At 53.2% G+C, this 26,547-nt stretch carries 23 protein-coding genes and 1 tRNA gene; 14 read left to right on the forward strand and 10 right to left on the reverse strand.

Annotated features, from left to right (window positions below; translation table 11 throughout):
- Nucleotides 1-71 precede the first annotated feature (71 nt).
- From AB9F27_RS03475 to AB9F27_RS03490, 4 genes are all read left to right on the forward strand, one after another.
- Nucleotides 72-842, forward strand: coding sequence for a homocysteine S-methyltransferase family protein (locus AB9F27_RS03475; protein WP_335585092.1), 771 nt, complete (start codon nt 72-74; stop codon nt 840-842).
- Between the two features lie 148 nt (nt 843-990).
- Nucleotides 991-1,320 (forward strand): ArsC/Spx/MgsR family protein, encoded by a 330-nt coding sequence (locus AB9F27_RS03480; protein WP_335585093.1) that lies wholly within the window; start codon nt 991-993, stop codon nt 1,318-1,320.
- A 286-nt stretch (nt 1,321-1,606) separates the two neighbouring features.
- Nucleotides 1,607-3,157, forward strand: a complete 1,551-nt coding sequence (locus tag AB9F27_RS03485; protein ID WP_369757562.1) for an AMP-binding protein — start codon at nt 1,607-1,609, stop codon at nt 3,155-3,157.
- 443 nt (nt 3,158-3,600) lie between these two features.
- Nucleotides 3,601-4,614 carry a DUF1214 domain-containing protein gene (locus AB9F27_RS03490; protein ID WP_335585095.1) on the forward strand — a complete coding sequence of 338 codons (1,014 nt, stop codon included), beginning with the start codon at nt 3,601-3,603 and terminating at the stop codon, nt 4,612-4,614.
- 486 nt (nt 4,615-5,100) lie between these two features.
- On the opposite strand, the gene AB9F27_RS03495 is transcribed toward AB9F27_RS03490, so the two are convergent.
- Nucleotides 5,101-6,105: an AraC family transcriptional regulator ligand-binding domain-containing protein gene (locus tag AB9F27_RS03495; protein WP_335585096.1), complete on the reverse strand. Its 1,005-nt coding sequence runs from the start codon at nt 6,103-6,105 to the stop codon at nt 5,101-5,103.
- A gap of 479 nt (nt 6,106-6,584) precedes the next feature.
- Nucleotides 6,585-7,217 (reverse strand): tyrosine-type recombinase/integrase, encoded by a 633-nt coding sequence (locus tag AB9F27_RS03500; protein WP_335585097.1) that lies wholly within the window; start codon nt 7,215-7,217, stop codon nt 6,585-6,587.
- Between the two features lie 193 nt (nt 7,218-7,410).
- Between AB9F27_RS03500 and AB9F27_RS03505 the strand changes: the two genes are divergently transcribed.
- Nucleotides 7,411-8,088 carry a DUF2306 domain-containing protein gene (locus AB9F27_RS03505; protein ID WP_369757563.1) on the forward strand — a complete coding sequence of 226 codons (678 nt, stop codon included), beginning with the start codon at nt 7,411-7,413 and terminating at the stop codon, nt 8,086-8,088.
- 116 nt (nt 8,089-8,204) lie between these two features.
- Here the strand turns inward: AB9F27_RS03505 and AB9F27_RS03510 are convergent, their stop codons facing one another.
- Nucleotides 8,205-9,263: a PHB depolymerase family esterase gene (locus AB9F27_RS03510; RefSeq protein WP_369757564.1), complete on the reverse strand. Its 1,059-nt coding sequence runs from the start codon at nt 9,261-9,263 to the stop codon at nt 8,205-8,207.
- An 83-nt stretch (nt 9,264-9,346) separates the two neighbouring features.
- On the reverse strand, nt 9,347-10,306 hold the full coding sequence (locus AB9F27_RS03515) for an IS110 family transposase (protein ID WP_335585100.1): 960 nt from the start codon (nt 10,304-10,306) through the stop codon (nt 9,347-9,349).
- A gap of 116 nt (nt 10,307-10,422) precedes the next feature.
- Here AB9F27_RS03515 and AB9F27_RS03520 point away from each other — a divergent pair, with 116 nt between their 5' ends.
- Both AB9F27_RS03520 and AB9F27_RS03525 read left to right on the forward strand, forming a co-directional pair.
- A complete protein-coding gene (locus AB9F27_RS03520; RefSeq protein WP_335585101.1) occupies nt 10,423-11,352 on the forward strand; it encodes a DUF1214 domain-containing protein in 930 nt (309 codons plus the stop codon).
- Between the two features lie 395 nt (nt 11,353-11,747).
- Nucleotides 11,748-12,659: a DMT family transporter gene (locus AB9F27_RS03525; RefSeq protein ID WP_335585102.1), complete on the forward strand. Its 912-nt coding sequence runs from the start codon at nt 11,748-11,750 to the stop codon at nt 12,657-12,659.
- A 255-nt stretch (nt 12,660-12,914) separates the two neighbouring features.
- Here the strand turns inward: AB9F27_RS03525 and AB9F27_RS03530 are convergent.
- Both AB9F27_RS03530 and ychF read right to left on the reverse strand, forming a co-directional pair.
- Nucleotides 12,915-13,004 (reverse strand) — tRNA-Ser (locus tag AB9F27_RS03530).
- A gap of 585 nt (nt 13,005-13,589) precedes the next feature.
- A complete protein-coding gene (gene ychF / locus AB9F27_RS03535) occupies nt 13,590-14,687 on the reverse strand; it encodes a redox-regulated ATPase YchF (protein WP_335587003.1) in 1,098 nt (365 codons plus the stop codon).
- A gap of 153 nt (nt 14,688-14,840) precedes the next feature.
- On the opposite strand from ychF, the gene trpA reads away from it, so the two are divergent.
- Nucleotides 14,841-15,632: a tryptophan synthase subunit alpha gene (gene trpA, locus AB9F27_RS03540; protein WP_335587006.1), complete on the forward strand. Its 792-nt coding sequence runs from the start codon at nt 14,841-14,843 to the stop codon at nt 15,630-15,632.
- A 162-nt stretch (nt 15,633-15,794) separates the two neighbouring features.
- Entirely contained in the window at nt 15,795-16,958 is a 1,164-nt protein-coding gene (locus AB9F27_RS03545) for an alpha-hydroxy acid oxidase (RefSeq protein ID WP_335587004.1), read from the forward strand.
- On the opposite strand, the gene AB9F27_RS03550 is transcribed toward AB9F27_RS03545, so the two are convergent.
- Nucleotides 16,959-18,107: an MFS transporter gene (locus tag AB9F27_RS03550; protein WP_335587005.1), complete on the reverse strand. Its 1,149-nt coding sequence runs from the start codon at nt 18,105-18,107 to the stop codon at nt 16,959-16,961.
- A gap of 155 nt (nt 18,108-18,262) precedes the next feature.
- Here AB9F27_RS03550 and AB9F27_RS03555 point away from each other — a divergent pair, with 155 nt between their 5' ends.
- The 3 genes from AB9F27_RS03555 (at nt 18,263) to AB9F27_RS03565 (ending at nt 20,499) form a co-directional block, all read left to right on the forward strand.
- Nucleotides 18,263-18,910 (forward strand): 50S ribosomal protein L25/general stress protein Ctc, encoded by a 648-nt coding sequence (locus tag AB9F27_RS03555; RefSeq protein ID WP_335585246.1) that lies wholly within the window; start codon nt 18,263-18,265, stop codon nt 18,908-18,910.
- Nucleotides 18,911-19,106: 196 nt separating this feature from the next.
- Complete coding sequence (locus AB9F27_RS03560) at nt 19,107-19,343, forward strand: Lrp/AsnC ligand binding domain-containing protein (RefSeq protein ID WP_039000680.1); 237 nt, start codon at nt 19,107-19,109, stop codon at nt 19,341-19,343.
- 19 nt (nt 19,344-19,362) lie between these two features.
- The gene (locus tag AB9F27_RS03565) at nt 19,363-20,499 is read left to right on the forward strand and encodes an ABC transporter substrate-binding protein (RefSeq protein ID WP_335585247.1); all 1,137 of its coding nucleotides are present in this window, start codon (nt 19,363-19,365) and stop codon (nt 20,497-20,499) included.
- A gap of 46 nt (nt 20,500-20,545) precedes the next feature.
- Here AB9F27_RS03565 and AB9F27_RS03570 read toward each other — a convergent pair whose 3' ends face one another.
- The 3 genes from AB9F27_RS03570 to AB9F27_RS03580 form a co-directional block, all read right to left on the reverse strand.
- Nucleotides 20,546-21,166, reverse strand: coding sequence for a Crp/Fnr family transcriptional regulator (locus AB9F27_RS03570; RefSeq protein ID WP_335585248.1), 621 nt, complete (start codon nt 21,164-21,166; stop codon nt 20,546-20,548).
- A 118-nt stretch (nt 21,167-21,284) separates the two neighbouring features.
- On the reverse strand, nt 21,285-22,565 hold the full coding sequence (locus tag AB9F27_RS03575) for a 3-deoxy-D-manno-octulosonic acid transferase (RefSeq protein ID WP_369757565.1): 1,281 nt from the start codon (nt 22,563-22,565) through the stop codon (nt 21,285-21,287).
- A gap of 65 nt (nt 22,566-22,630) precedes the next feature.
- Nucleotides 22,631-23,329, reverse strand: coding sequence for an arylesterase (locus AB9F27_RS03580; RefSeq protein ID WP_335585250.1), 699 nt, complete (start codon nt 23,327-23,329; stop codon nt 22,631-22,633).
- Between AB9F27_RS03580 and AB9F27_RS03585 the strand changes: the two genes are divergently transcribed.
- On the forward strand, nt 23,328-24,017 hold the full coding sequence (locus AB9F27_RS03585) for an ABC transporter ATP-binding protein (RefSeq protein WP_039000683.1): 690 nt from the start codon (nt 23,328-23,330) through the stop codon (nt 24,015-24,017). The two genes, AB9F27_RS03580 and AB9F27_RS03585, sit on opposite strands and share 2 nt — an antisense overlap.
- Nucleotides 24,014-26,545 (forward strand): FtsX-like permease family protein, encoded by a 2,532-nt coding sequence (locus AB9F27_RS03590; protein ID WP_335585251.1) that lies wholly within the window; start codon nt 24,014-24,016, stop codon nt 26,543-26,545. Before AB9F27_RS03585 ends, AB9F27_RS03590 begins: the two co-directional genes overlap by 4 nt.
- Nucleotides 26,546-26,547: the final 2 nt, after the last annotated feature.

Here is a 26,547-nt window from a genome sequence, read left to right on the forward strand (position 1 = left end):
GACGTTTTATACAGAGACGCAGAAGTCGGAGATGTGGGATCGATGGCAGCGCGGAGAGTCTTTGAGCTCGATTGGTCGCAGGTACACCAACTTGGCGTGCGGGAGCGGTTCGCGTTGCAAAATCCCTGCACGCCGGAAAAACAGTAAACGCCGAAGCTTGCCGTTTCATGACAGAGTTACGCGATACCTACGGACCGAATGCGGCCCCGATATTGATTGCGGGAATAACAGGACCATTTGGCGATGGATATTTGCCTGAAGACGCACCGGATACCAAAAATGCGGTCGATATTCACAAACCCCAGATCGAAGAGATCGCGCTGGCTGGAGTTGACTTCTTTAAGGTGCAAACTCTTCCGAGTTTTGACGAAGCGCGTGGGATTGCCAAAGCGATCGAGACGACGGGGCTGCCTTACGTTCTAAGCTTCGTGATCCGCCGAGACGGCACAATACTCGATGGCACACCTCTTGAAATCGCGATCGAAACGATTGACGAAGAATCGCGTTACGCACCAGCGAATTATTCCGTAAATTGCGTGCACACATCCGTGTTTTCCGCCGCCTATACAGCGGTCCGTGATCGAAATCCAAACGCAGCAGACCGAATACTCGGCATAGATGCAAACACATCAGCCAAGACTCCGGAAGAACTCGAAGGTTTGGTAGAGATTGATACTGAAGCTCCTGATGATTTCGGAAAAAACCTCGCTTCGCTGCATGCTCAGTTTGGCACAGCCTATCTCGGGGGATGTTGTGGATCTTCGACGGAGCACATAGCCGCGCTGGCCGATAATCTGGTTTCATCATCAGTGGGTCGAATAACAACACCGGAGGGTCGATGAACGCGTCTGCTATGGGCTCTCACCGCCGTTCTCCGCAGCTTTATAAAACGGCGGCATTAGGCCGTTCTTAACTCCGTGCAGAATGGTATGGTTGCGTTAGGGGAGCTAATCTACGAGTTTGGAAAACAACACCCAAGGAGTTAGCGACATGATTATCTACGGTTTAAACACCTGCTCGATCTGCCAGAAGGCCCGCGAAGCACTAGAAGCCGACGGTAAAGAGGTTGATTTTCGCGATATTCGAGCGGAGCCCTTGGACCAAGTTGAATTGGCTGAACTGATTGCGGAGTTTGGAGATAGGTTGGTGGACCGAAAGTCCAATGACTATCGGGGGCTCAACGACTGGCTGAAAGCGTCCGAAGCGGAAGCTCAAATCTCGACCAAACCCAAGGTAATGGCTCGCCCAGTGATACGAGACCAAAATAACCTATACCTCGGTTGGGATGAAACGGTTCAAAAGGCTTTACTCGCAGGTTGATTGCTCGAAGGTTTTGCGGAGTCTCCCTTTACGGAAGGTCGCCAAGAAAGACACGCCTATATTGTCATTGTATGAGAAATTTGGTTCCAGCACTTTCCATGACATCCAGCAAACGCAAACTGCCCAGAATGGGAACCCTTCCTGGTCGAACTTCTGAGAAACACTCCGAAAATGGCGGCCTGTTGATACACTTGCATATATAAATTTCAGAGCTTCCCTACAACGCTGCTAAGTGCATTATGGCTGGGTTTGACTTTGTTTGGAAAAAGAATGGGAACGCTGTACAATGGCGCCGTTGCAATGCACAACTCTATCCGAATGTGATTTCGGGCCACACCCCGTGGTTCCAGAGTTCTTTAATCTTGCTGCACACACGCTCGCAGTAGCAGATAAAACCCCAAACAAAGTGGCCCTAAGAGTTGTGGTGTCGGGAGATGATCAATATCCTGAAATAGTAACCTATTCCGACCTAAAGACCGCAGTGATGGTTGCCGCTGCTGGCCTGGCGGCACATGGCGTGACACGCGGCGATCGTGTTGTCCTGAGAATAGGACACTCAACCGATTTCCCAATTTTATTTTTGGGGGCCGCAGCGCTTGGGGCTATCCCAGTCCCAACTTCGGTGTCTCTGAGCCAGATTGAATTGCAGTTCATTGTCAAAGACACAGCTGCCGTTCTCTTGATCTGTTCTGAACAAAATGCAATCGAAGTCTCGGGAATAAGATCCTTTGCGCCAAATAAAATGATTGCGGATCCGCTGCAAGATTTCGCAGTAACCCAAGCGGATGATCTTGCTTACATCGTTTACACATCCGGTTCTTCTGGTCGTCCAAAAGGTGTCGCACATGCGCATCGGGCGGCCTTTGCCCGAAGGATGATGTGGGAAGGTTGGTATGGCTTAACCCAAGAAGATACGATGCTACATGCAGGCGCGTTTAACTGGAGCTACACCCTTGGGGCAGGGCTTATGGACCCATGGGCCGCGGGGGCCTCTTCGCTGATTTATGCGGGTCCCCGAGACCCAAGCGTTTGGCCAAATTTGGTGAATACCTTTGGGGCGACGATTTTCGCCGCAGCTCCAGGCGTCTACCGTCAATTACTCAAGTCGAAGGCTGATTTGAGCGGGTTTTCCGGATTGCGGCATGGATTGTCCGCGGGTGAGACAATGGCGGCTTCACTACAACAGGAATGGGTCTCTCGCACTGGAAAGCCGGTTTATGGCGCGCTGGGTATGACAGAATGCTCGACATTTATATCCTCCTCTCCTGCGTTCCCAAGCAAGTCGGCTAAAGCCGGCCGCCCCCAAAAGGGGAGAAGAGTTGCACTTTTGCCAATTGATGAAGGTGAAAACGCTGTTCCAAGGGGCGATACCGGCCTCATTGCTATTCATCGCTCAGACCCGGGCCTGATGATTGGGTATTGGCAAAACGCGCAAGAGACTGAGGCGACCATGCGCGGCGAATGGTTCCTAACTGGGGATCTCGGCGTAATGGACAGCGATGATTACATTTTTTTTGAGGGCCGATCAGATGATCAGATGAACGCCCTTGGATACAGGGTAGCGCCCCAAGAGATCGAAGACGCCCTCATGCGCCATCCCAAGATAACGGGTGCCGCAGCGGTAGAGCTTCCAATTCGTAAAGACCTGTCCGTTATTGCCGCCTTTGTAACTTCGGATGAGTTGGACTTAACTGAAGCCGACCTAACAAGCCATTGTGCTGAATTTCTTGCGTCTTACAAAGTACCCAAGGTTTTTCGAACCGTGAAGGAATTGCCGCTAAACCCAAACGGGAAGTTGAAGCGAAAATCCCTAATCAAAATGTATGGATTTAGGTGACCATTTCACTCCGCAGCATAGTTAGCCATGCTCTGGGTCAGCCGTGGCCCGTTAGAGGCCCGATGTTCAAGTGCAGCATTCGCCAATAAGGGCGGTGAGCGGTCGTTCGCTGCAGCTGCGCCTGATAGATTCTTTTTTAGGAAGCGGACGTTCAACAGGCTACGAAACTGCGTTTTTGTGCTGCACTGCTCTCATAGTGTCTCGGCACGTTTGTCGTAAAGTGGTGCCTGATCCGAACTGGAAAGTGGCAAGGTGAAAACAAGTTTACCGCACCGGAATGCGTCAAAAGCGCACCTGAGTTTATACCATGCGCAGAAATTTTAACTTGGCCTCAAAGCAGGCTAACCTTCAGGAGAAGGCGTTCCACTTGGGGAATGCCAGTTACAGGAAGATCACAGGCGATTAAATATCGTCAGAAGAAATATATAAATGGGATATCTGAAATGAAAATGAAGACTTGGACGATGTGTGTGCTGGTGGTTGGGATGCTTGGCTCCACCCAAAGCGCGTGGGCCAGCGAAACCGTTACCGTGGATAATTTCGTGCGTGCTGAGACTGACATGACGATGCGGCGCTATGAAGCGGCTGACGGTTTCGGCAAGATGTTTCACATTCGCCAACCAACGCCTTTAGACAAGCAAGATGTCATTCGTATGAATCAAGATACTCTCTATTCCATTGGCATTTTTGATCTCGCCACTCCGGTCACCATTACCAAACCAGAGACTGATCGCTGGCAATCCTTGATGTTGGTAAATCAGGATCATTCTATCCCTGCTGCGATTTACGAGCCGGGATCATACACTCTGACACAAGAAGAAATTGGGACGCGATATGTCACCGTGGTGTTTCGCACCCTGGTAAATGCCAACGATGAAAATGATATAAAGCTGGCAAATGCTGTTCAGGATCAGATTGGGGTGGCGCAAGAAAGCATGGGGTCCCTTGATGTTCCGGACTGGGACGAGGAGTCGCTTTCGAAAATTCGGGATGCAGTCAACGTGCTCGCCTCATCCGTCAGTGACACCTCAGGTATGCTTGGCATAAAGGACGACCTCAACCCTATCGATCATCTGATGGGAACGGCAATGGGTTGGGGTGGCAATCCCAAAGAGGACGCCATTTACGTAAACGTAGTTCCAGAGAAAAACGATGGTGAGGTTAACTACGCTTTGAGCGTCAAGGATGTGCCTGTGGACGGCTTCGCCTCCATCACTGTGTATAACGAGCAGGGCTTTATGGCGAAGAACGACCTAGGTGTGAATTCTCTCAACAACCTGACTGCTATGCCAGATGAAGGCGGCGGTGCCACCGTTCACTTCGGTGGGTGCGAGGATGGTCGTAAGAACTGTATTCCGATTTCAGATGGTTGGAACTACATTGTGCGCCTCTATCAACCTCAGCAAGAAATCCTCGACGGGACTTGGACGTTCCCAGCCCCTACAATCGTGGAATAGAAATTAGGCCAAATTAGCTTCGGCCGTCATCGAGATGGTTGGAGCTTCAATCCTTTGGCTCAAGTATGCGGGTCGAAAGTAAACTACCGTGTCTGCCCATAGAATGATATCGACAAGCAGAGTTGGAAAGTCACCCCGCTACTCGGGGAATACGGGTCAAGACCATATGGCGTGGGGCGAGCGGTGTCTTGCTCCCTCCACAAAGCACCGTTTCGTCCAACATAGTCGTAGTCCGCGCACTGGAAGTACTTCGCAGAGAGCGAATGTCGGGTTTGGGGAAGTGGCACGTTTATAGGCCCAAGGTGGTGTCGGCCCGAACATCACCGTCGCTGATGAGGAGATCGCCCGCAAGGTTTCAACCTCGAGCGTGCGAGACGAGATTTTCGTGAGCCAGGGCGGATATTTTGCGGGCACGGGGACCGAAGGCACCAATATCTCGCGAGTCAAATGATCGCGATTCCAAATCTGTCAGACGGACTGGCGTGTCTAGCCCACCAGGCGGCTACGGATGTCAGATGGTAACGCTCCGGTCGTCTTTCGGAAGGCGCGGGAAAAATGCGACGCTGTCGAATACCCAAGATCGGCCGCGATGCTGGACACAGGCATTTGTGTTTCGCGAAGCAGTTCAACCGCACGTTCGGCCCTCACCTGCGAGACAAGGGTTCTGAAATCAATCCCTTCGTCAGCAAGCCGCCGCTGCAGCGTTCGGGGACTCAATGAAATCAGGCTGGCAACACTGTCGATATCGATCTCGCTGTCAAGCAACCGGAACCGTACGAGTTCCTTCACGATGCCGATCAGCTCAGTGGGTGCAGCAAGACACGAACGTCTCAGATCAGATTGGGTTATAAACGGAGGCTTCTTTCGTAAAAACACTAACCCTGCTTCTTCCCGATGGATGGTTATGCGCGTGCTGGGGTTATCAAAGGTCACCGGGCACTGAAAAACATCCTCGAAGGATGCCAAGTAACGCGTTTTCTGAACGTCAAGGTCGACGCTTAGCGGGCTCCAGTGTCTGCCCATGTAGTGTCTGCACAAATCCATCATCACGGTCGCTGCCGCGATGGAATAATGTCGCCGCCCGATCAGGTTTGGCAATCCCGATGTGTAGACAAAGCACAGGTGGTCGTCTTTTTTTTCCACTGTAAACTTGTCGGCAGTAATGTGAAATCTCTGCGATTCCTCCACTGCGAAGAGCGCTTCTTCCAGCGTATCAAATGAAAGCAGTAAACGTCCCCAGGTGCCAAAGTTCACCATATGAACATGAACGCCAAAGGTCAGGCCAAAATTCTGGTCACCCAGTTGGCGCGCGATGTCTTCGAAGAACCGAAACAGCAATTTCTGAGGCATGAAAACCTCGGGGCGTTCCATCGATGGCACGGGGATATGTGCCGCCGTCAAAGCCGCATCTAACCCGTCCTCCCCAACGTAGCTGACGAACGTGTCATGCAATCCCATAAGAACGCGCGCTGATATGAGCGGAACTCTCATTGTGGCCCCCCTAACAGAAAATAAACGGTATTTTTTGTTCCAGAGCTTGTCCAGCAAAATCGCCCAGGCGATTCACGGCACTTTTTGGCACAGATCGGCACTTTTCGGTGCGTTTTATGGGCGGCCATCGGCGTGCTCGTCGCAAAGTGGTGCCTGATCCGGGCTGGAAAGTGGCAAGGTGAAAAAATGTACCAAACCGGAATGCGCCAGAATCGAGCCTGAGCGTACACTGGATAATCGCAACAGGCGGGTGTTGGAGCGCAGATGCCTGATCAAAAGAACCAGATATTCCGAACCTGACCTGCGGCAGCTTGCTTCAAAGGTCGCAAACCTTTCCGGGAGCCAAAATCTACAGGTCAGATGCAGCCGACGAGATGCTGCGCTCTGCACGAATGGCCGCAATGACGGGCTGTATCGCAGCATGATGACTGGGTGGCCAAAGTCGGCTCTGGGCCGTTCGCGTTGAACGGCCCAAGGGCTTATATTTCAATGGCTTCAGCAATTGCCAAGGCATCTTCCAGCTCCACGCCAAGGTATCGGACGGTGCTATCCATCTTCGTGTGTCCCAACAGTAACTGAACAGCGCGAAGGTTGCCGGTCTTCTTGTAGATCTGCGTCACTTTGGTTCGGCGCATGGAGTGAGTCCCGTAAGCAGTGACTTCCAACCCAATGGACGAAATCCAACCGCGCACAATCCGGGCATATTGGCGTGTCGAGATGTGAAGGCGCTCTTGGAAACGCCCTGGCCAGAGAAATTCTGACCCGACCATCAGCGGATCCTCCATCCACTTCGCGACCGATGCCCGGGTGCCCTCCGAAATCTCAAACCGAACCGGTTTTTGGGTTTTGCTTTGCAGAACGGACGCCCGCGCCTTGATCTGCGCCGATGCCATTACATTCACGACTTTCATCCGGACAAGATCACAGCCGCGCAGCTTGCTATCGATGGCCAAGTTGAACAAGGCAAGATCACGATGGTTTTCAGCCAGTTCCAGCCTGACACGGATGGCCCAAACATGTTTTGGTTTCAGCGGGAGCTTCTGACCGACGATGCGACCCTTGTTCCAAGCGGGCCGAAGCGCGCGGATGGCAGGTAAGTGTAGCGTTTGCATGAGAGATCCTCCGATCCGCCATACCCTCCCACAGCGACAACCCGACGTTGACAGAGCCGTATATCACAAGTTGTGCAAGAGCAGCTAAAGTCCGCCAAGAGCCCAAAATGCTGATTTGCCACTCCGTCCTCCCGTTGCTCTGTTAACGAAGTCCATTCTCATAAAGTTGCTTAAACTTTTCACACGCTATTTAATGTCGCTTATGAAAAACGTTCTCCAAACATGTTTGCTTGTACTTTTGGTACTGCTAACGCTTCCCTTTGCGATATACGCCATAAACTTTGCACTGGGCGGTCTGCGGGATGCGCTGCCCGAGCCGCACTATATACGGTCCGATAACACTATCGCCAATCTATCTATTTTTAACCATATGGCCGCTGGAGCGGCTATCACGGTGCTGGTGCCGCTCCAATTGATCCCGTCATTGCGGCAGCGTTTGCCCGCGCTGCACCGCTGGTCGGGGCGGCTGATCATTCTAGCTGCGATTGTTACTGCAATAGGTGGGCTCGTCTACATTCCACTGAGGGGCACAATCGGTGGGATGCCCATGAATATCGGTTTTTCACTTTACGGGGTACTGGTTCTGCTGACAGCCGTGCAAACAATCCGCTACGCACGGGCAAGGCGCTTCGCGGATCACAACGCTTGGGCACTGCGTTTTTTCTGGCTGGCTTTGGGTTCTTGGTTCTACCGTGTCCACTATGGCCTTTGGTATGTGGCCACTGACGGTCTATGGTCCAACCCCCAATTCACAGGAGGGTTTGATCTGGTACAAAGCGTGGCGTTCTTTCTGCCTTATCTCATCGGCGCAGAAGTTTACCTGCGCATCAAACAGAACAGTGGTCGTCATTCCTTGGCGACGCAGGGTTAAAGTTCACTGTCACAGATACTGTTTTATTGGTAACCCCGACAACAAACCGGCCAAGAAACTGTGTCGGCGCGGGTTGCCTTCGCCGTATGAGATCAGAACCGTTTCCCGCAGTCCCTTCACCGGAGCTGCCAGAAATCTGCGACGCGCCGAATGGCGCATAAGTTCGCATTCACGACGTACTCGGCCTCTAGTCCACAGACTTCCGGGTTGCCATCTGCATCGATTGGTACGGCATGTCCAAAGCCATCGAGCGACCAAGTTTCGATGCGCGCCATTCCGGCGTTGTCGCGATAGACTTCGCGAATAGCACTGCCAATAACCTCTCGTTCATCCGCGACAAGGTCGATTTCCTGAACTGCTGTCCACTGCTCCGTCAGTTCGCGAAGGTTGTTGGGGTGAACGATCGCATCGGCGGTGCCTTGCCAAAGCGACAACAGTGGCCAATTTTCAGGTACTGCATCTGTGCCCTCAGTCACATAGCCAGCCCACTCATCGCCATCGCGATCCGTCAGATCGAAACCTCCGATCCCGCAAGCATAACTTGCGTCTGCACCGTCGGGAGCAATGAATTTAACTTGAAGTGAACTCCAAAACAAATCGAAAGCGCCTGCCGGTCGATTGCAGCCGACCGGCAGACCGGCGAAAATTGCGCCACCAGCAAAGCGGTTCGGATAGTTCGCCAACATTACAGCTGCCATGGCTCCACCGGCGGAATGGCCCATAACAAAAACGCGGTTGGGATCTACGCCTTCTGCCTCTATGGCAGCATCAACCATCTCCAGGATCGACGCGCTTTCCCCAATCCCCGGTCGATTGTCATTCGTATCGTACCAACGGAAACATCGCCGAGACATATTTTCTGCGCGTTGTTCAGGCAGCAAAAGTAGGAATGGAAACTCTTCTGCCAGCGCCACAAGTCCTGTCTCATCGTCAAAATCAGCCGGGGTCTGTGCGCAGCCATGGAGGGCCACGACCAAAGGCAAGCCTTCCTTGAGACCAGAGGGCCGATGCAAATACATCAAAAGATTGCCCGGGTTCTTGCCGAAACTGGAAACCTGTTCGAGTGCGGTTACAGATTGCGTGTTTAATAGCACGACAAAAGCAATCGCAGCTAACTGCGCATGACGTCTGATCCAATTGGCCACAACTCCAGCTGGAAACGGATTCGAGGGCATGGGGGCCCCGAAGGTGTTCGATGAATCGATACTCTGAATGATGTCCAAGGGGAGAAGCCCCGCTGATCTGCTCTTAGGCGTTATTAGCCGCTAACCATCTGAGTACTTGGAGTTGACTGAGAAATCGCCGTTTCCTCATCCGTCATCTCTTCCTCTATGCCTTCAAACAACGGAGTTGAAAGATAGCGCTCGCCGGTATCGGGCAACATAACAAGTTTGGTTGTTTGTCCCGTTGAGTATTCGCTTGGCACCAAACCCAGATAGGCCATCAGTTTGCGTGGGTTCTCAAACCGGCGCACATCACCAATCTCGGACATGAATGTCACTGCACTGATCAAGGCGACACCGCGCAACGCCTGCAACGCCTCAACAACCGGCCCTAATTTCCAGTCTGGCACCAGTTCCTCAATACAAGCCGTTAACCGCCCAACCCGTTCCACAGCATGGCGTTCGGCCAGAACCATCTCTTGCAAAGCTATCTGCTGCGCAGGGTGATCAAAGGACTGTCGCTGCAACCAACGTCGGTAGCGCATTTTCCAGGGTTTGGTGCGATAATAAATCCGCCCATGTCGCAGAAGAAACGCCGAGATCAGTTGTCGCTTGTGGCGCTGATCCTGCGCCGCGCTGTCGCGTGCCCGCACCAAATCCCGCATCGCTTCATGGGTCTCGTCAGGCACCCAAATTGGCGTCAACTCGCCCGCTCTAAGAAGACGCGCAAGGCGTTCCGCATCCCGCCTATCCGTTTTGATCCGTTCACCCGGACGCACCGGGATCAAAGAGGGAGCTATCACATAGCAGGTGAACCCAAAGGCTGTGATCTGGCGATACAACCCATAACCAGTTGGCCCCGCCTCGTAGCAAATTTCGACTCGGTCGAACCGCGCTGCCAATTTCTTGAGGAACCTATCGACAGAGCTGGGGGCAGTAGAAATAGCCCCCCAATCCCGTATCTCACCGTCTCTGCCATCATCTGCAACCGAAACCGCTAATGTGGCTTTGGACGCGTCAAGCCCAACGAAAACTGCTTTCTCTTTGCTATTCATAGAAATCCTCCAAAAATGAAGGGCAACACAATGTTTAGCCCAACTGGAGGTAAGCATAAAACCTCACCGCACTAAACTGCCCTGCAAAAGACATGCGGTCTTACGGGGTCGTACGGATGGCCGTCGAAACCGGGTCCGCTGCTGAGATCAAGATCATCAACGGCTATCAGGATCAGGTAACCATGACGCCACTGGCCGACTGGCTGGCCAATGATCACAAAGGCATTGCCCAAGCTGACAGATCTATTGTGAAAGGCGATTTCTTCATCCCTGAAGGTCTACCTGAATATCAGTTTGGTCAGGTAGACAAGCAGACTGCCGAACAATATTTCACCCTACTTGGTGTCATCCTGAACGATCCGACCATGCCGACACTCACGGACTCGATCAAAGAGGCCGACATGCTCAAGCAGCTTGAGACGTTCAACATCGGCAAGGGCCTGACCTTTGACTGGGCCAAGCTGCCAGCTGAACAGCAAACGGCACTGGAGACCGGCTTTAAGGCTGGGTTTGACGATGTGCGCAAGACGCTGAAGACCAATATGATAAACATGAATGGCTGGGGCGTCGTGCGCAATGACGGTGGGTTCGAAACCCAGTGGATGGACCGTGCAATCATCGCCGATGCCGCCTGGGCCGCACCGGACAAGAACATCTCGCATGGTGGCGCGTTCCTGTTTGCCGATTCCGAAGGCAAGCCACTTGACGGCCAGAACAATTACACCCTGACCTTCGACATGAACGATTTTCCACCGGTTACACAGTTCTGGTCGATCCCGATTTACAGCGCTGAAGGCTATTTTGTAGCCAATGAGATCAACCGCTACACCGTCAACAGCTTTATGCTCAAATCTGGTGAGTTGGTGGCCAAAGACGGTAAGTTGGTAATCTATGTCCAACACGAAAAGCCCTCTGATCCGGAGCAGGCCAAGAACTGGCTCCCCGCTCCAGAAAAAGGTTTCCGCTTCACTGCGCGCTTTTACGGGCCCTACGCCCCAATTGTGAACGGTACCTACGACATGCCCAAGGTGGTTAAGGCGCAATAAGCCGTAGCAGATCAATGCGGATGGGGTCACCAGATTGGGAGATGCCATCCGTGTCCTGCATGAAGTTCTAGGGAGGTCGGGCATTGACCGAAATCAATTGCGAAAAAGTTGGAAAGTTCGTTTAATTCCAACGCTCCTATCCATTTGTTGTGCAGCATTTACAGGTCTGCGCACATAGTTGCTGTTGACTGCACTGCGCACCAAGGTCCAGTTTGGGCCGACCCCAACTGCGCATTTGAACTGAGAACCTACGATGCCGCGCTACAGTTTTAGTTCTAGAAAGAGCCCGAGGTAGTGGAACCAAGCTAATAGCGGGCACCGCCCAGTATGCTGGGACTGGCAGCTGACATGCAAACGGCTTATAAGGACAACAATCACCAACCGATTGCCAAGATATGACAGAAGCCGTCCCCAATACACCCGCCTCCCGAAACTGGGCGGTCCTTTTGTTCCTCAGCTTCGTGTGGGGAGGCGCGTTCATGTCAATGGCTGTGGCGTTAGAGCAATACGGTCCCTTCACCGTCGCTGCTGGCCGCATCGGTATCGGCGCGCTGGCGCTTCTGGCCGTCGTCGCCATCACTCGTCCGGCAGATCTGGCGATCAAGAACCCGAAAGACCTGTGCTTCATCCTGCTTTTGGGAATTTTGAACTTCGCTTTGCCATTCAGCCTTCTGGCCTGGGGGATACAGCGGGTACCTTCAGCCTTTGCTGGTATCACAATGGGCACTTCCCCTGTATTCGTGCTGCTCCTAGCGTATATCTTCGTTCCGGACGAACAGATAGGTCCGCGCCGGATCGCGGGTGTCTTCCTTGGGTTCGTGGGACTTCTGGTTCTAATTCTGCCTGAGGTTTTGGCCGGACAAGTCTCAGGTGGTACCGTCGTGGCAAAGATTGCCTGTGTGGCGGCGGCGCTCTGCTATTCGGTCGGTGCCATTCTGATCCGCCGCGCGCCGCCGACCCCTCCAATGGCATTCACCGCGGGTATGCTAACGGCGGGAACGATTGCACTGACGCCGATCGCGCTCCTGCTAGAAGGACTGCCAGAGATCACCGGTGAACGGGCGACATGGGCGCTGCTCTACGCCGGTATACTCCCTACTGGCTTGGCCTTTCTGCTGCGCGTAGTGCTGATCCGATCCGCGGGCCCCATATTCATGAGCCTCGTGGCCTACATCGTACCTCTCTGGGCTATTCTTCTGGGAGTCATTTTGCTGAACGAAACCCTGAGTTTCAGCACCTACATAGGTGCAGGAATCATCCTGTCTGGCGTTGGCCTGACACAGCTGAGGCTTCGTAAGAAGCGCTAGTCTGCATCGACTAGGATAGGAAACCAAAATGCTGCACAATGCGCACAGGTCTGTTTTCGGGAAATGGGTAAGCTGACATTGAGTGTGGCCGGGTGTCCGCTATGGGCCGTAATTCGCAAACAGAACTCAACACGCGCGGAATACTAATTTGGCTACTTGAAGCATCTTGTAGTAATCAACCGCATTTATAATGCGGGGTAATTAGGCGGGTAAATCTATAAATCTCAAATATTATCGTTTAAAATCAATGTGTAGTGGCGGAGACGAAGGGATTCGAACCCTCGAACGAGTCACCCCGTTACTCCCTTAGCAGGGGAGCGCCTTCGACCACTCGGCCACGTCTCCGAGGAGCGGTTTAGCCCGTAACTCCCTAGAGATACAAGCCTTTTTTCGAAAAAAAATATAAAGAAGCCAAGTTCCTGTTTTTGTTGATTTTCCCCATTTTGCCCGGTTTCTACAATAAAAAAATTGTGCAAGTTTTTGCGAGCCCGAGTTCAAAAAACTCTGCACTGAAACAAGGGAGCTTAAGCGGGCCATGGTCCAACGCCTTACACAAAAATCGGGGCTTCTAGATTCTAATGTTGCTGATCTGTTGTAGCTGCTTAATGGGCTATTCTCGAGAAAATCTTTGTGTCTCGTTTTCCAATAGAGTGCTTCAATTAGGCAAATAAAATCCGTATCTGAAACTTCTGTGACCGTTATAAATGGGACCTTCAGCGTAGCGGTCAATAGGGACTAAATAGGGCTTTTATACTTCGGAACACCCGGTGATTGCATTGTGCCGCAGGGAGGAGGGGATGCGAGCGTCGTTGTTTGGGTGTTGCTCGCTTGATCAACTCGTGACTTTTTAGATGCCTTTGTCACATTCAAAAGGGAGGTCATCTGGCGTGACTAGTGCAAGATGACCTCTCCATAGACCAAGGAAACGGTTTATGTGTTGAAGAGGAAATGCATGACGTCGCCGTCTTTCACGAGGTAGGCCTTGCCCTCTGAGCGCATTTTTCCAGCTTCTTTCGCGCCAGATTCGCCATTGTTCGCGACAAAGTCGTCAAATGCGATGGTTTCCGCGCGAATGAACCCTTTCTCGAAGTCGCCGTGAATAACTCCGGCGGCTTTTGGGGCTGTGGCTCCGGCGGGAAATGTCCATGCGCGGGCTTCTTTGGGGCCTACGGTGAAATAGGTGTTAAGGTGGAGGAGTGCGTAGCCAGCCCGGATCAGGCGATCGAGGCCCGCTTCTTCTAGGCCCATTTCTGTAAGGAACATTTCGGCTTCGTCGGCTTCGAGCTGGCTGATTTCTTCTTCAATAGCTGCTGAGATGACAACTGTTGCGGCCCCTTGTTCGGCGGCCATTTTCGCGACGCGTGCGGAGAAGTCGTTGCCTTGGGCGGCTGCGGATTCTTCAACGTTGCACACATAGAGGATAGGTTTGGATGTGAGCAGTTGAAGGAGAGACCAAGCCCGCGCGTCGTCTTCGTCGACACTAATGGAGCGAGCAGGGTTGCCAGCTTCAAGAGCGGCAAGGGCAGCTTTTAGCAGGCGTTCTTGTTGAATAGCGTCTTTGTCGCCACTGCGTGTTTTACGTTGCAGGCCTTGAAGGCGCTTTTCGATGCTTTCCATATCGGCCAACATCAATTCGGTTTCGATGGTTTCTGCGTCTTCGACAGGATCGACGCGGCCATCGACGTGAGTGATGTCGTCGTCCTCAAAGCACCGCAGAACGTGTGCAATGGCATCACATTCGCGGATGTTGGCGAGGAACTGGTTGCCGAGGCCTTCGCCCTTGGACGCGCCTTTTACGAGGCCCGCGATATCGACGAAGGTCATACGTGTTGGGATGATTTGCTTTGAACCGGCTATGGCGGCCAATTTATCAAGGCGTGCGTCAGGCACCGCGACTTCGCCAACGTTTGGCTCGATTGTGCAGAACGGGAAGTTCGCGGCCTGAGCGGCGGCTGTTTTTGTCAGCGCGTTAAACAAGGTGGATTTGCCCACATTTGGCATTCCGACGATACCCATTTTGAAACCCATTACACACTCCATTGGCTGATGTTGGGGCGCATGTAGGGGCCATGTGGGGCCAAGGTCAAGCGGGGCATTGATTTCCGGCTGATTTTACCGCAAACCATAGCGTAAATGTGCCCAATCTTCGGGCTGGATATAAGAATGACATCGGGAATGGCTATGACACGGATCGACGATAAATTTGCTGAACTCAAGGCTGCGGGCAAAAAGGCCTTTGTGACATATGTGATGGCGGGCGATCCGAACTATGCGGAATCCCTTGAAATCGTGAAAGGTTTGCCGGGTGCTGGGGTGGATATCATCGAGCTTGGCTTGCCGTTTACCGATCCGATGGCCGATGGGGTAACGATTCAATTGGCGGGCCAACGCGCGCTTGCCGCGGGAATGTCGCTTCAGCGCACACTTGATCTGGCAACGGAATTTCGCAAGGGCGATGATACAACGCCGATCGTTTTGATGGGCTATTACAACCCGATTTACAGTCGCGGGGTCGCAAAATTCCTCGTTGATGCAAAGGCTGCGGGAATCGATGGCATGATCGTGGTGGATTTACCGCCCGAAGAAGATGTCGAGCTGTGCATTCCCGCTCAAGCCGCTGGGATGAACTTCATTCGTCTGGCGACGCCCACGACGGACGATAAACGCTTGCCTAAGGTTCTTCAAAACACATCGGGGTTTGTGTATTACGTTTCGGTAAACGGAACGACGGGTGCCGCAGAGGCCGAGGTTGGCGACGTGGGGCCAGAAGTGGCGCGAATTAAATCCCAAACCGACCTTCCAGTGATTGTTGGCTTTGGTGTTAACACGCCGGAAAAAGCCGAGAATATTGCGCGGACAGCGGATGGCTGTGTGGTTGGCTCGGCAATTGTCGCGCAAATTGGCGCAGGTAAGTCTGTGGCGGATGTTTTGAGCTTCGTTGCAGGCTTGGCCGAGGGCGCACATCGCGGCTAGCGGCCCCGTTTTTATACCTTTATGGATTGAGCCTCGCCATCCCGCGGGGCTTTTTTCGTTTCATAGTTCCGCCTGAAAAATTTCTGGTCTTGCCCGGGTTTTTACCTTATATGGGCGGTATTGGTAAGATGTTGTTACCAAAATAGAGGAAAGCAACCTAAAATGGCCGTTATCACCAATATCCAAGACCTCAAAGACCTCCACAAAAAACGCACTCCCAAAATGTTCTATGATTATTGCGAGAGTGGCAGTTGGACTGAGCAAACCTTCCGTGAAAATACCACGGATTTTGCGCAAATTCGCCTGCGCCAACGGGTGGCAGTGAATATGGAAGGTCGGACGACCAAAACAAAGATGATTGGCCAAGAGGTTTCGATGCCCGTTGCGCTCGCGCCTGTTGGGTCGACAGGTATGCAATGTGCGGATGGGGAAATCAAAGCGGCAAAGGCGGCAGAAAAATTCGGCGTGCCCTTCACGTTGTCCACGATGGCAATTTGTTCGATTGAGGATATCGCTGAAAACACAACAGCGCCTTTCTGGTTTCAGCTTTATGTGATGCGGGACGAGGAATTTACCTCGGGACTGATTGCGCGCGCCAAGGCGGCGAAATGTTCGGCGATGGTTTTGACGCTGGATCTTCAGCTTTTGGGGCAGCGCCACAAAGATCTAAAGAACGGGCTGAGTGTCCCTCCGAAACCAACGCCAAAAGCCATTTTCGATTTGGCACAGCGCTGGAAGTGGGGCATGGGCATGTTGGGCACCAAGCGCCACACGTTCCGCAATATTGTGGGTCATGCCAAGGGTGTTGAAAATATTGCGTCGCTTTCAAAATGGGCGGATTCGCAATTTGATCCGCGCATGGATTGGGATCAAATCAAACGCCTGAAGGACGAATGGGGCGGCAAGCTCATCCTGAAGGGGATTTTGGACGCAGAAGACGCGATCAAAGCGCTCGATGTTGGCGCGGATGCCATCATTGTTTCCAACCACGGGGGACGGCAACTTGACGGTGCGCTGTCGTCTATTCGTTCGTTGCCCGCCATTATTGACGCCGTTGGTGATAAAATCGAAGTGCATATTGATAGTGGAATTCGCAGCGGCCAAGACGTGTTAAAAGCGATGGCCATGGGGGCAAAGGGCACCTATATTGGCCGCGCCTATATCCACGGCTTAGGGGCGATGGGCGAAGAGGGTGTCACCAAAGCACTGGAAGTCATCCACAAAGAGTTGGATTACACCATGGCGCTTTGTGGACACCGTGACATCGAAAAAGTTGGGCGCGATATCTTGTTGATCCCCAAGAATTTCGAAGGCGAATGGCAGTAGTTAATCAATCCGCGCATCCCGCCGAAGCAATTTGAGCAAAAGCGGGATGGCGAGAAGGACGAGCGCCACAAAGATAAACGACGCAGGCAGGCCGACTGCTCCGGCGAGGAAGCCAACAATTGGCGGTCCAACGAAAAATCCAAGATAGCCAATGACCGCAACCCGCGAAATTGCCTGTGCACGGATTTCGTCGGGCACACGTCGTCCGACGAGGGCGAAAACCATCGGCGCAATGACCGAAACCCCTAATCCAAGAAGGCCAAACCCGACATAGGCCCAGATTGGCGTTGGTGCAAAAGCCGCTATGGTTGCGCCAACTGCCGCCAAAAGTGACCCAAACAACACGACACGTGCCTCGGAAATACGAGAGACAATGACTTGCCCGCCAAAGCGGCCAAATCCCATCGTGAGGCCCAGCATTGCAGGACCAAAAGCGCCTTCAGCGGCCCCGCCACCTAGATTGCGTTCGATGTGGAGGGCGGACCACCCCTCAACGGCATTCTCTGAAAGAAACGCAGCGAAGACAATTAGCCCTCCCCAAAATACCGCCCCCCAAAGAGCAGGTTTTGTGTCCGCTTGGGAAATTTCAGCGGGTGTTGATGCTCGTGGTTGGATCATCCCCAATGCCGTTATCGAGATTAGAATTAGAAGCCCAAACGCCACACTATTGATCGAAGCGCCATCGTCTCGCAGTAGACCCGCCGTGATGGCAGAGGCCGCATATGCGAAGGAGAAAAGGGCGTGGTTGAGGTTCATCAAAGAGGTGCGTTCGCGGCTTTCTATCACCGAAAGGCGAGCGTTCATGACCACATCAAGGAGGCCTGAAAAAGCTCCAACAAAGAACATCAACGCGCCAAATAACACCGGCCCTTGGGCCAGAATCGGAAACTGAAAAGCCACTGCAAGGAGGACAGCGCCGATTGCCATGCCATAGCGCCCCGCCAGCCGATCAAAAATAGGAGCGAGCCACATTGCCGTGACCGCACCAACCGCACCGCACAAAAGGACCCAGCCAAATACGGCATCGCTTGCGTTAATTTGCGATTTAATATCAGGAGCATAGGCCGCAAAAATGCCCCAAGTGAACCCCTGAGCCATAAAGGCCGGTGCGGTAACTCTGGACAAATGAAAGGATTTTTTGAGTTGCATTCGACACGCGTCGCACGGGCTTTTTTACAAAGCAAGACTCAAAGCAGAGCGAAATTAAATTTTCCCTTCACATAGTAGGGATTCTCCCATATACGCGCGACTTCATCGGGCCTTACACCCTTGGAGGAAGGCCCTCTAAACTTAGGAGAATTACTATGGCTGGCAAAATTCCAGACCTAGAAGTCACAGCGCGTACGGGGACAGGCAAGGGGGCCGCTCGTCAAGCACGCCGTGAAGGACTTGTACCAGGTATTGTTTACGGTGGCGGCGCAGAGCCCCAAGCGATTAGCATTCCGTTCAATGTTCTTTTGAAGCGCCTCAAAGCGGGCCGTTTCCTTTCAACATTGTTCAACCTGAAAGTTGAAGGCCAAGACGACGTTCGCGTTATCTGCCGGAACGTTCAGCGCGATGTTATAAGAGACTTGCCAACACACCTCGACCTTATGCGCCTTAAGCGTTCAAGTGTTGTGTCACTCTTCATCCACGTTGATTTCATCAACCATGAAGAATGCCCTGGCTTGAAAAAAGGCGGCACATTGACTGTTGTACGTCCAGAAGTTGAACTTGCGGTTACTGCTAGTGACATTCCTGAGAGCCTGACAGTTGATCTGACCGGTCTCGAAGTTGGTGACACAATCACAATCTCGAGCATCAAGCTTCCAAAAGGTGCTAAACCAACAATCGATCGTGATTTCGTTATTGCGAACCTTGCAGCACCGTCGAGCCTTCGTTCTGCGGATGATGAGGCAGACGAAGCTGCAGCTGAAGACGCTGCGGCCGAAGGCGAAGCAGGCGAAGAATAAGCAGTTAGCTTCGTGTGATTGGGATATCTCTTTCACATTGAAAGAATTGAAACGCAGGGCCAGTGGTCCTGCGTTTTGCATTCAGACGTTCGACTTTCAGAATTTAGCGCGAAATTACGCTGAGGGCTGGCAATAACCGCGTCCCTCGGCATAGAGTACCCCAACCGTTGAAATTTATACGAAAAGGGACGCTCAAATGACCTGTGTTTTCATCCAAATTCGCTGCAAGCCCGGCACGACCTACAAGGTTGCCGATGAAATCACCCTGCGTGAAATCCATTCGGAACTCTATTCGACCAGTGGAGACTTTGACCTCCTGATGAAGGTCTATATTCCCGAGGGGCAGGACGTCGGCAAATTTATCAATGATAATTTGCTCACGATTGAAGGTATTGAGCGCTCGCTCACCACGCTGACATTCAAAGCATTTTAGATAAAACAGGGAGATTAGAATGGGAATTCTGAAAACATGCGCGCTTGCATTGGGAACTGCGGCCTTGGCAACGGCGTCAATCGCGGAACCACTGAAAGTCGGAATGATCACCACCCTTTCGGGTGGCGGCGCTGGGCTTGGTATTGATGTGCGGGACGGGTTTATGCTCGCGGTGAAGCAAGCGGGTGTGGATTTTGACGTCGTGATTGAAGACGATCAGCGCAAGCCTGACGTTGCTGTGCAACTCGCTGACAAGATGATCCAATCCGAGAAGGTCGATGTCCTCACGGGGATTATCTGGTCCAACCTTGCGATGGCGGTTGTGCCTGCTGCGACGGCACAGGGCAAATTCTATCTATCGCCCAACGCGGGGCCATCAGCGCTCGCGGGCAAAGGGTGTCACGCTAAATATTTCAATGTCGCATGGCAAAATGACAACCTGCACGAAGCAGCGGGGGCCTTCGCCACGGACGCTGGATATGCCAGCAGTTTTATTCTTGCGCCGAATTATCCTGCCGGACAAGACGCGCTCACAGGATATAAACGGTTCTACAAGGGCGACGTAAAAGGCGAAATTTATACCAAGCTTGGCCAAACGGATTATGCCGCCGAGATCGCGCAAATTCGGGCCTCTGGTGCTGAGAACGTGTATTTCTTCTTGCCGGGCGGTATGGGGATTTCCTTTCTCAAACAATACGCGGATAGTGGTGTGGACTTGCCCCTCGTTGGCCCCGCATTTTCCTTCGATCAGGGAATCCTGCAGGCCGTTGGGAGTGCTGCATTGGGTGTGAAAAATACATCCCAGTGGAGCAAAGACATTGATAATGCTACAAACTTAGCATTCGTTGAAAGCTTTCAAGCTGAGTATGGCCGCCTTCCCTCGCTATATGCGAGCCAAGGGTTTGATACAGCGAACCTCCTGATTTCAGCCGCGGCTATAGCAGATGTCAACGACGCGGATGCTTTCCAAGCGGCGCTCGAAGCTGCTGATTTTGACTCCGTTCGCGGCGATTTTTCCTTTGGGCCCAATCATCACCCCATTCAGAACATCTATGTACGTGAGGTGATTCAAGAGGGTGACGTTTTCACAAATAAAATTGTGGCAACGGGCCTGACCAACCATTCGGATGCCTATGCGGCAGACTGCAAAATGTAAGTTTGACGGGCAGGGGGCCAAGGCTCCTTGCCCTCATTGATCGCGGTTATTTTGACCAAGCTTCGGCTGGATCACCCTCGGCATAATCCGCCAAGTCTTCCAGATTTTCGATATCTGCTGAGCTGCGATTGACGGTAACACCAACAGAGCGCAGCTTTGCGAAAGCGCGCGAGAGGCTCTCGGGTTTCATCCCTAAACGACCCGCAATCAGGGCCTTGTCATAGGGCAGAGTAACCGAACATTTTCCGTGTTCGCAATCCGCTAGCGACATCAAAAACTCCGCAACCCGTTGCGCGCCAGTTTGCGCCTTGAGTTGCTCAATCTGCGAGACAAGGCCATGTAAATGGGCGAATGTTGACGCGAGCACAGCGGTACAGACTTCGGGGCGAGCCTGCATGAGATCAAGCAATTTGCTTGCGCTTACTTGAATGACTTTTGCATCCGTAACAGCTTCCGCGCTCACGGGATATGTGTCGCCCTTAAAGGCGACCGCTTCGCCAAAGCTTCGTCCCTGCGTGAAAACGCCCATCACCGCCTCTGCGCCATTTGGCGTAACACGGAAAAGTTTCACCCATCCTTCAATCACGATGAAGATACTGGTTGCGATATCGCCGTGGGAAAAAATCATCTGCCCATGGCTAAAGGAACGCGCATTCGCGTCACTCAAGATATCATCTGCCAAGTCGGTGGGAATGCTCGATAACAAAAGTGAGTTACGAGCTATCGTCCTATACGCGCTGTTCATAGTACTGTATCTCAGGTTTCCGGGGGTACGTAAAGGGCGCTTAGCTTCTGGTTCGGGCCTTCAGAATGGCCTCAAGTGGTTTTTTTAGCGCGTCTTGCCCCAAGTCCATCACGGCCGTTCCGGCTGTTACATATGGCGTGCGCCACTGCGGGTCTTGGGCTTCGAGTACGGCTCGGGCAAGATCCTCAGGGGTTGAAATTTGATGGGTCGCGCCTGCATCTTTCAAGCTGTCATAAATATAGGTGAAGTCGGAATAGACAGGGCCATGCATCACCAAAGTGTCGAGTGCGAGGGCTTCGTAGGGGTTTTTACCCGGCAAAGGGCCGTCCTGTGACACAAGGCTGTGCCCGATAAAGGCCGTGTGCGCGAGGCGGAAAAAGAGGCCAAGTTCCCCCAATGTGTCCGCGAGATAGAGTTGTGTGCTGGTTTGAATGGCGTTTTTTTTGCTGCGCTGTGCGATGCCCGTAAAGAGGGGCCGTGCCATAGAGAGCGTTTCGTTTGCAAATTTGGGATGACGTGGCGCAATTATGAGGAGCAGATCTGGCAACGTTTTGAGCGCGATCAGATGCGCCTTCAGGACACGCTCCTCCTCAGAAGGATGCGTTGATGCGGCGAGCCAATGTGGTCGGGCTCCAATCGCGAGTTCAAGCGCGGCACGCTCCTCTGGAAGATCGGGCAAGGGGGCAGAAGCGATTTTCAACGGGCCGGTCGTTTGGGTGGTTTTTGCCCCCGCGCCCATGGCGATGAAATTATCGCGTGAAACGTCTTCTTGAGTTAATATTATATCAAACAGCTGTACCATTTTGCGATACACCCCCTTCAAAAACCTCCTTTTGTGAACGGACCTTTCGCTCATGCGCGCATTGATCAGCAGCATAGGTATTTGCATTTTGTGGGTTTCTGTCAAAAGGCACGGCCACATATCCAGTTCGGAAAATACGGCCACACTTGGTTGCCAATGAGTAAGAAAACGCTGAACCGCAGGAGCATTGTCGCAGGGTTGAAACTGATGAATGACCCGCGAGGGCAGCCCCATGCGCGCAAGGGTGTCAGAGGACGTGCGGGTGTTTGTTGTAAGGACGAAATGCGCCTTAGGAAGTGCTTTGCCCAGTTCCGCTAACAGGGTCAGAAGCGACAGACTCTCGCCCACACTCACTCCGTGAAGCCAAATGACTTCGCCCTTGGGGCGCGGCGTTAAGCCAAGCCCTAGTTTTTCCTGAAACCGGTTCGGATCTTCTTTGCCTTGGGCAAGACGTCGACGCAAAATGAGCCGCCAGAGCGGAGCGTTAAAACGCGCGAACAGGAGGTATAGTGAGAGCAATTGCCTATCCTTTGATGGGTTGTCCAAGCGTACTATAGGGTTCGCGGCGCAGGACAAACCAGAAACTATTCTTGTGTCTGTTGGGCAAGCTCCACGACCAACGGTCCGAAATCTTCCACAATAGCCGCGACTCCCTTAGCATTCGGATGAATCGCATCATCCTGCATGTAGGTTGTCAAAGCAGACGTATCGTTGAGTTCCGTGCGAAAACTGGTGAAGAAATCGGGATAGAGCAGCGTCTCAAAATCCGTCGAGAGGGCTGGAAACATATCATCAAATTCCGCCTTGAACTCGGGTCCGAAATTATTGGCGCTGGGCAAACCAACCAGCAAAACAGGGAGGTCGCGACTTTGCAGGACTTCAAGGATTTCAGTAAGGTTTTTACGGCTGTCGCTCGGAGCAATCCCGCGCATCATATCGTTCCCGCCCAACTCAACGATCACGGCGTCGACGTCAGGCGTGAGGGTCCATTCGATGCGCGACCGTCCCCCCGCAGTGGTGTCGCCCGAAACCCCCGCATTGATAAGACGAATATCGTGGTTATTTTCATCAAGCCAGCCTTGGAGTTGTGCGACCAAACCGTCTTCCTGAGGGAGGCCATAACCTTGCGTTAAACTGTCCCCAAGTGCCGCAATGACGACGGGTTCGGCCTGAGCGCGCGCACTGATTAGATTTGTCGCTAAAATCACTGAAATCAGAAGCTTGTACCCCGACAGAAAAGGCCCATATAAAAAAGCTACCCTAAGGCGAGGAATACTGAACATGTCTGACACGGTCCTTTCACTAACAGATGTGACGCTCTCGCTTGCGGGCAACGCGGGCGTAATTGATATATTGAAGGGAATTTCCCTTGATGTCACCCGCGCAGAAACATTGGCGCTGATCGGGCCTTCGGGGTCGGGAAAGTCTTCTCTTTTGATGGTCATGGGCGGGCTTGAACGGGCGAATTCGGGGCAGGTTTTGGCGCTGGGTCAAGATTTGTCAGCGATGAATGAGGACGCATTGGCGCGCTTTCGTAGAAAGCATATGGGGGTTGTGTTTCAATCTTTCCACCTCATTCCCACAATGACTGCTTTGGAAAATGTTGCGACCCCTCTTGAGCTTGCAGGGGATGCAGATGCGTTTGATCGCGCGCGCGCGGAACTTGAGGCCGTGGGGCTGGGCGCGCGGGCAGGGCACTATCCTTCTCAGATGTCTGGTGGCGAGCAACAACGGGTTGCTTTGGCTCGCGCGGCGGCGCCACGGCCCGACATCTTGCTCGCCGATGAGCCGACAGGGAATCTGGATGGCGCGAATGGTGCGGCGGTCCTCGATTTACTCATGGGGCTAAGGGAGCGCCACGGGGCGACCTTAGTTTTGGTCACACATTCAAACGGTCTCGCGGCGCAATGTGATCGCGTTATTCGGCTTGTGGATGGCGAATTGGATGTGCAGCGAGAGGCCGCCGAATGAGTCTTCGCATGGCCGCTCGTATTGCCCGCCGCGAGTTGCGTGGCGGTCTCTCGGGGTTTCGCGTTTTCGTCATGTGCTTGGCTCTGGGAGTCGCCGCGATTGCGGCGGTCGGATCCGTTCGGTCGGGGCTTGAACAAGGGCTTGCAGATGAGGGCGGTGTCATCTTGGGCGGGGACGCCGAACTGAAGTTCACCTATCGTTTTGCCGACGAAGACGAACGTGCGTGGATGGCCAATGTTGCAACCGAAATATCGGAAGTCGCGGATTTCCGTTCGATGGCCGTCACCCAAAAAACGGGATCGCAAGAAGAGCGTGCGCTGACGCAACTCAAGGCGGTAGATGCGCAATACCCGCTCATCGGCGACATTGTTTTGGACGGCGCACCTGATCTTGCCTCCGCTTTCGCAGCCATTGATGGCGTCCCCGGTGCGGTGATGGATCCGGTTTTAATTGCGCGGCTTGACTTGCAAATTGGTGATAAATTTACCCTAGGAACACAAGAGTTTCGATTGGCCGCTTCTTTGCTGCGAGAACCTGACGCTGCAGGATCAGGCTTTGGTCTTGGGCCACGCACCATGGTGCTTCGAAAAGATTTGACCCAATCCGGACTTCTTGAGCCGGGTACGCTCTTTGAATCCAAATACCGTCTGCGCCTTGCGGAAAACACCGATCTGGAAGGGCTCAAGACTGTGGCGATTGAACAGTTCGCCGATAAGGGTGTTCGGTGGCGAGATATGCGAAACGGTGCCCCGGGAATATCTCGGTTTGTGGAACGGATCGGCGCGTTTTTGGTGCTCGTAGGACTTGCTGGATTGGCAGTTGGCGGGGTTGGGATTTCGGCCGCTGTCCGTACGTATCTTGAATCCAAAACCGAAGTAATCGCGATTCTGAAAACTTTAGGGGCCGAAGGGCGGACGATTTTTGCTGCCTACTTTATTCAAATTGGCGTGCTGACACTCTTTGGAATTGGCTTAGGGCTTATTTTGGGGGCGGTTCTTCCGTTCGCAATTGCTCCGTTACTCGCGGCACGGTTCCCGTTCCCTATTGATATTTCGTTTCATGCGGCACCATTGATCGAAGCTGCAATCTATGGCGCCTTGACGGCCCTGCTCTTTACACTTTGGCCCCTCGCCAAAACCGAAAATATACGCGCAGCCGCACTTTTTCGCTCAATCTCGGGTGGAGAAAGCGGATGGCCACGACCCCGGTACATCGTTGTCACGGGCCTTCTCTTGGCACTCCTCGTGTTTACGGCGGCATCTTTCTCTGGCGTTCCTCGCCTGACACTTTGGGCGTTTGTTGGCGTACTAGGCGCGCTAGCCCTCTTGACCCTGATGGCAGGTGGTTTGCGCATAATTGCGCGCAAAATGGGCATTTTCGCGCGCGGAAATACAGCTGTGAGAATGGCGCTGTCGTCCATCGCCGCACCTGGGGGGGAAGCACGGTCCGTCGTCCTTTCGCTTGGCTTAGGTCTTTCGGTTTTGGCCGCCGTCGGACAGATAGATTCAAACCTGCGGGCGGCGATTTCCCAAGATTTACCCGACGTGGCTCCGAGCTATTTTTTCGTCGATATTCAGCCGGATCAACTTGCAAGCTTTGAGGAACGTGCCGCAACGGATGAAGGTGTAGATCGTGTTCAATCCGCGCCGATGCTTCGGGGTGTTATCACGCAGATTAATGACCAGCCCGCGCGAGATGTTGCGGGGGACCATTGGGTTTTGCGGGGGGATCGGGGTGTGACCTATGCGGCGCTACCTCCTGAAAATACCACGCTCACCAATGGCGACTGGTGGCCCGAAGATTATTCAGGCCCACCGGTCATGAGCTTTGGGGCCGAAGAGGCCGCCGAGATGGGCCTCAAGCTTGGGGACCGGTTGACCGTCAATATTCTGGGCCGCGATCTAACGGCTGAAATTACCAGCTTTAGGTCTGTGGATTTCTCGGACGCGAGTATGAATTTCGTGATGATTTTCAACCCGTCAGCCCTTGAAGGCGCGCCTCACAGCCATATCGCAACGGTTTATGCCCAAGAGGAGGCCGAAGCAGCCTTTGTGCGGGATGTTTCTCGGGCGTATCCAAATGTGTCTGCGATCCGTGTTCGCGATGCAATTGCGCGCGTGACGGAAGCGTTGGGGGCCATTGCTGCGGCCACGTCGTTTGGGGCGGCAGCAACATTGCTAACTGGATTCATTGTGCTGATTGGTGCGGCGGCAGCGGGGGAACGTGCGCGGGTTTTTGAAGCCGCGGTCCTGAAAACGCTTGGCGCGACACGTGGCACAATCCTTGCGAGCTTTGCTTTGCGCAGCGCTCTTTTGGGAGCCGCGGCGGGCGTTGTGGCGACACTGGCAGGGGCCATCGCGGGGTGGGCGGTTATGGTTTTCGTTATGGAAAACTCGTTTCGATTTAACTGGATGTCCGCCATCACGATCATCGTCGGTGGGGCTGCTATTACAACAATTGCCGGCCTGATATTTGCGTGGCGTCCCTTGGCTACACGGCCTGCGCCAATCCTTCGCGCGCGCGAGTAATT

Source organism: Falsihalocynthiibacter sp. CO-5D18, assembly GCF_041205445.1.
GTDB classification, from domain to species: Bacteria; Pseudomonadota; Alphaproteobacteria; order Rhodobacterales; family Rhodobacteraceae; genus Falsihalocynthiibacter; species Falsihalocynthiibacter arcticus.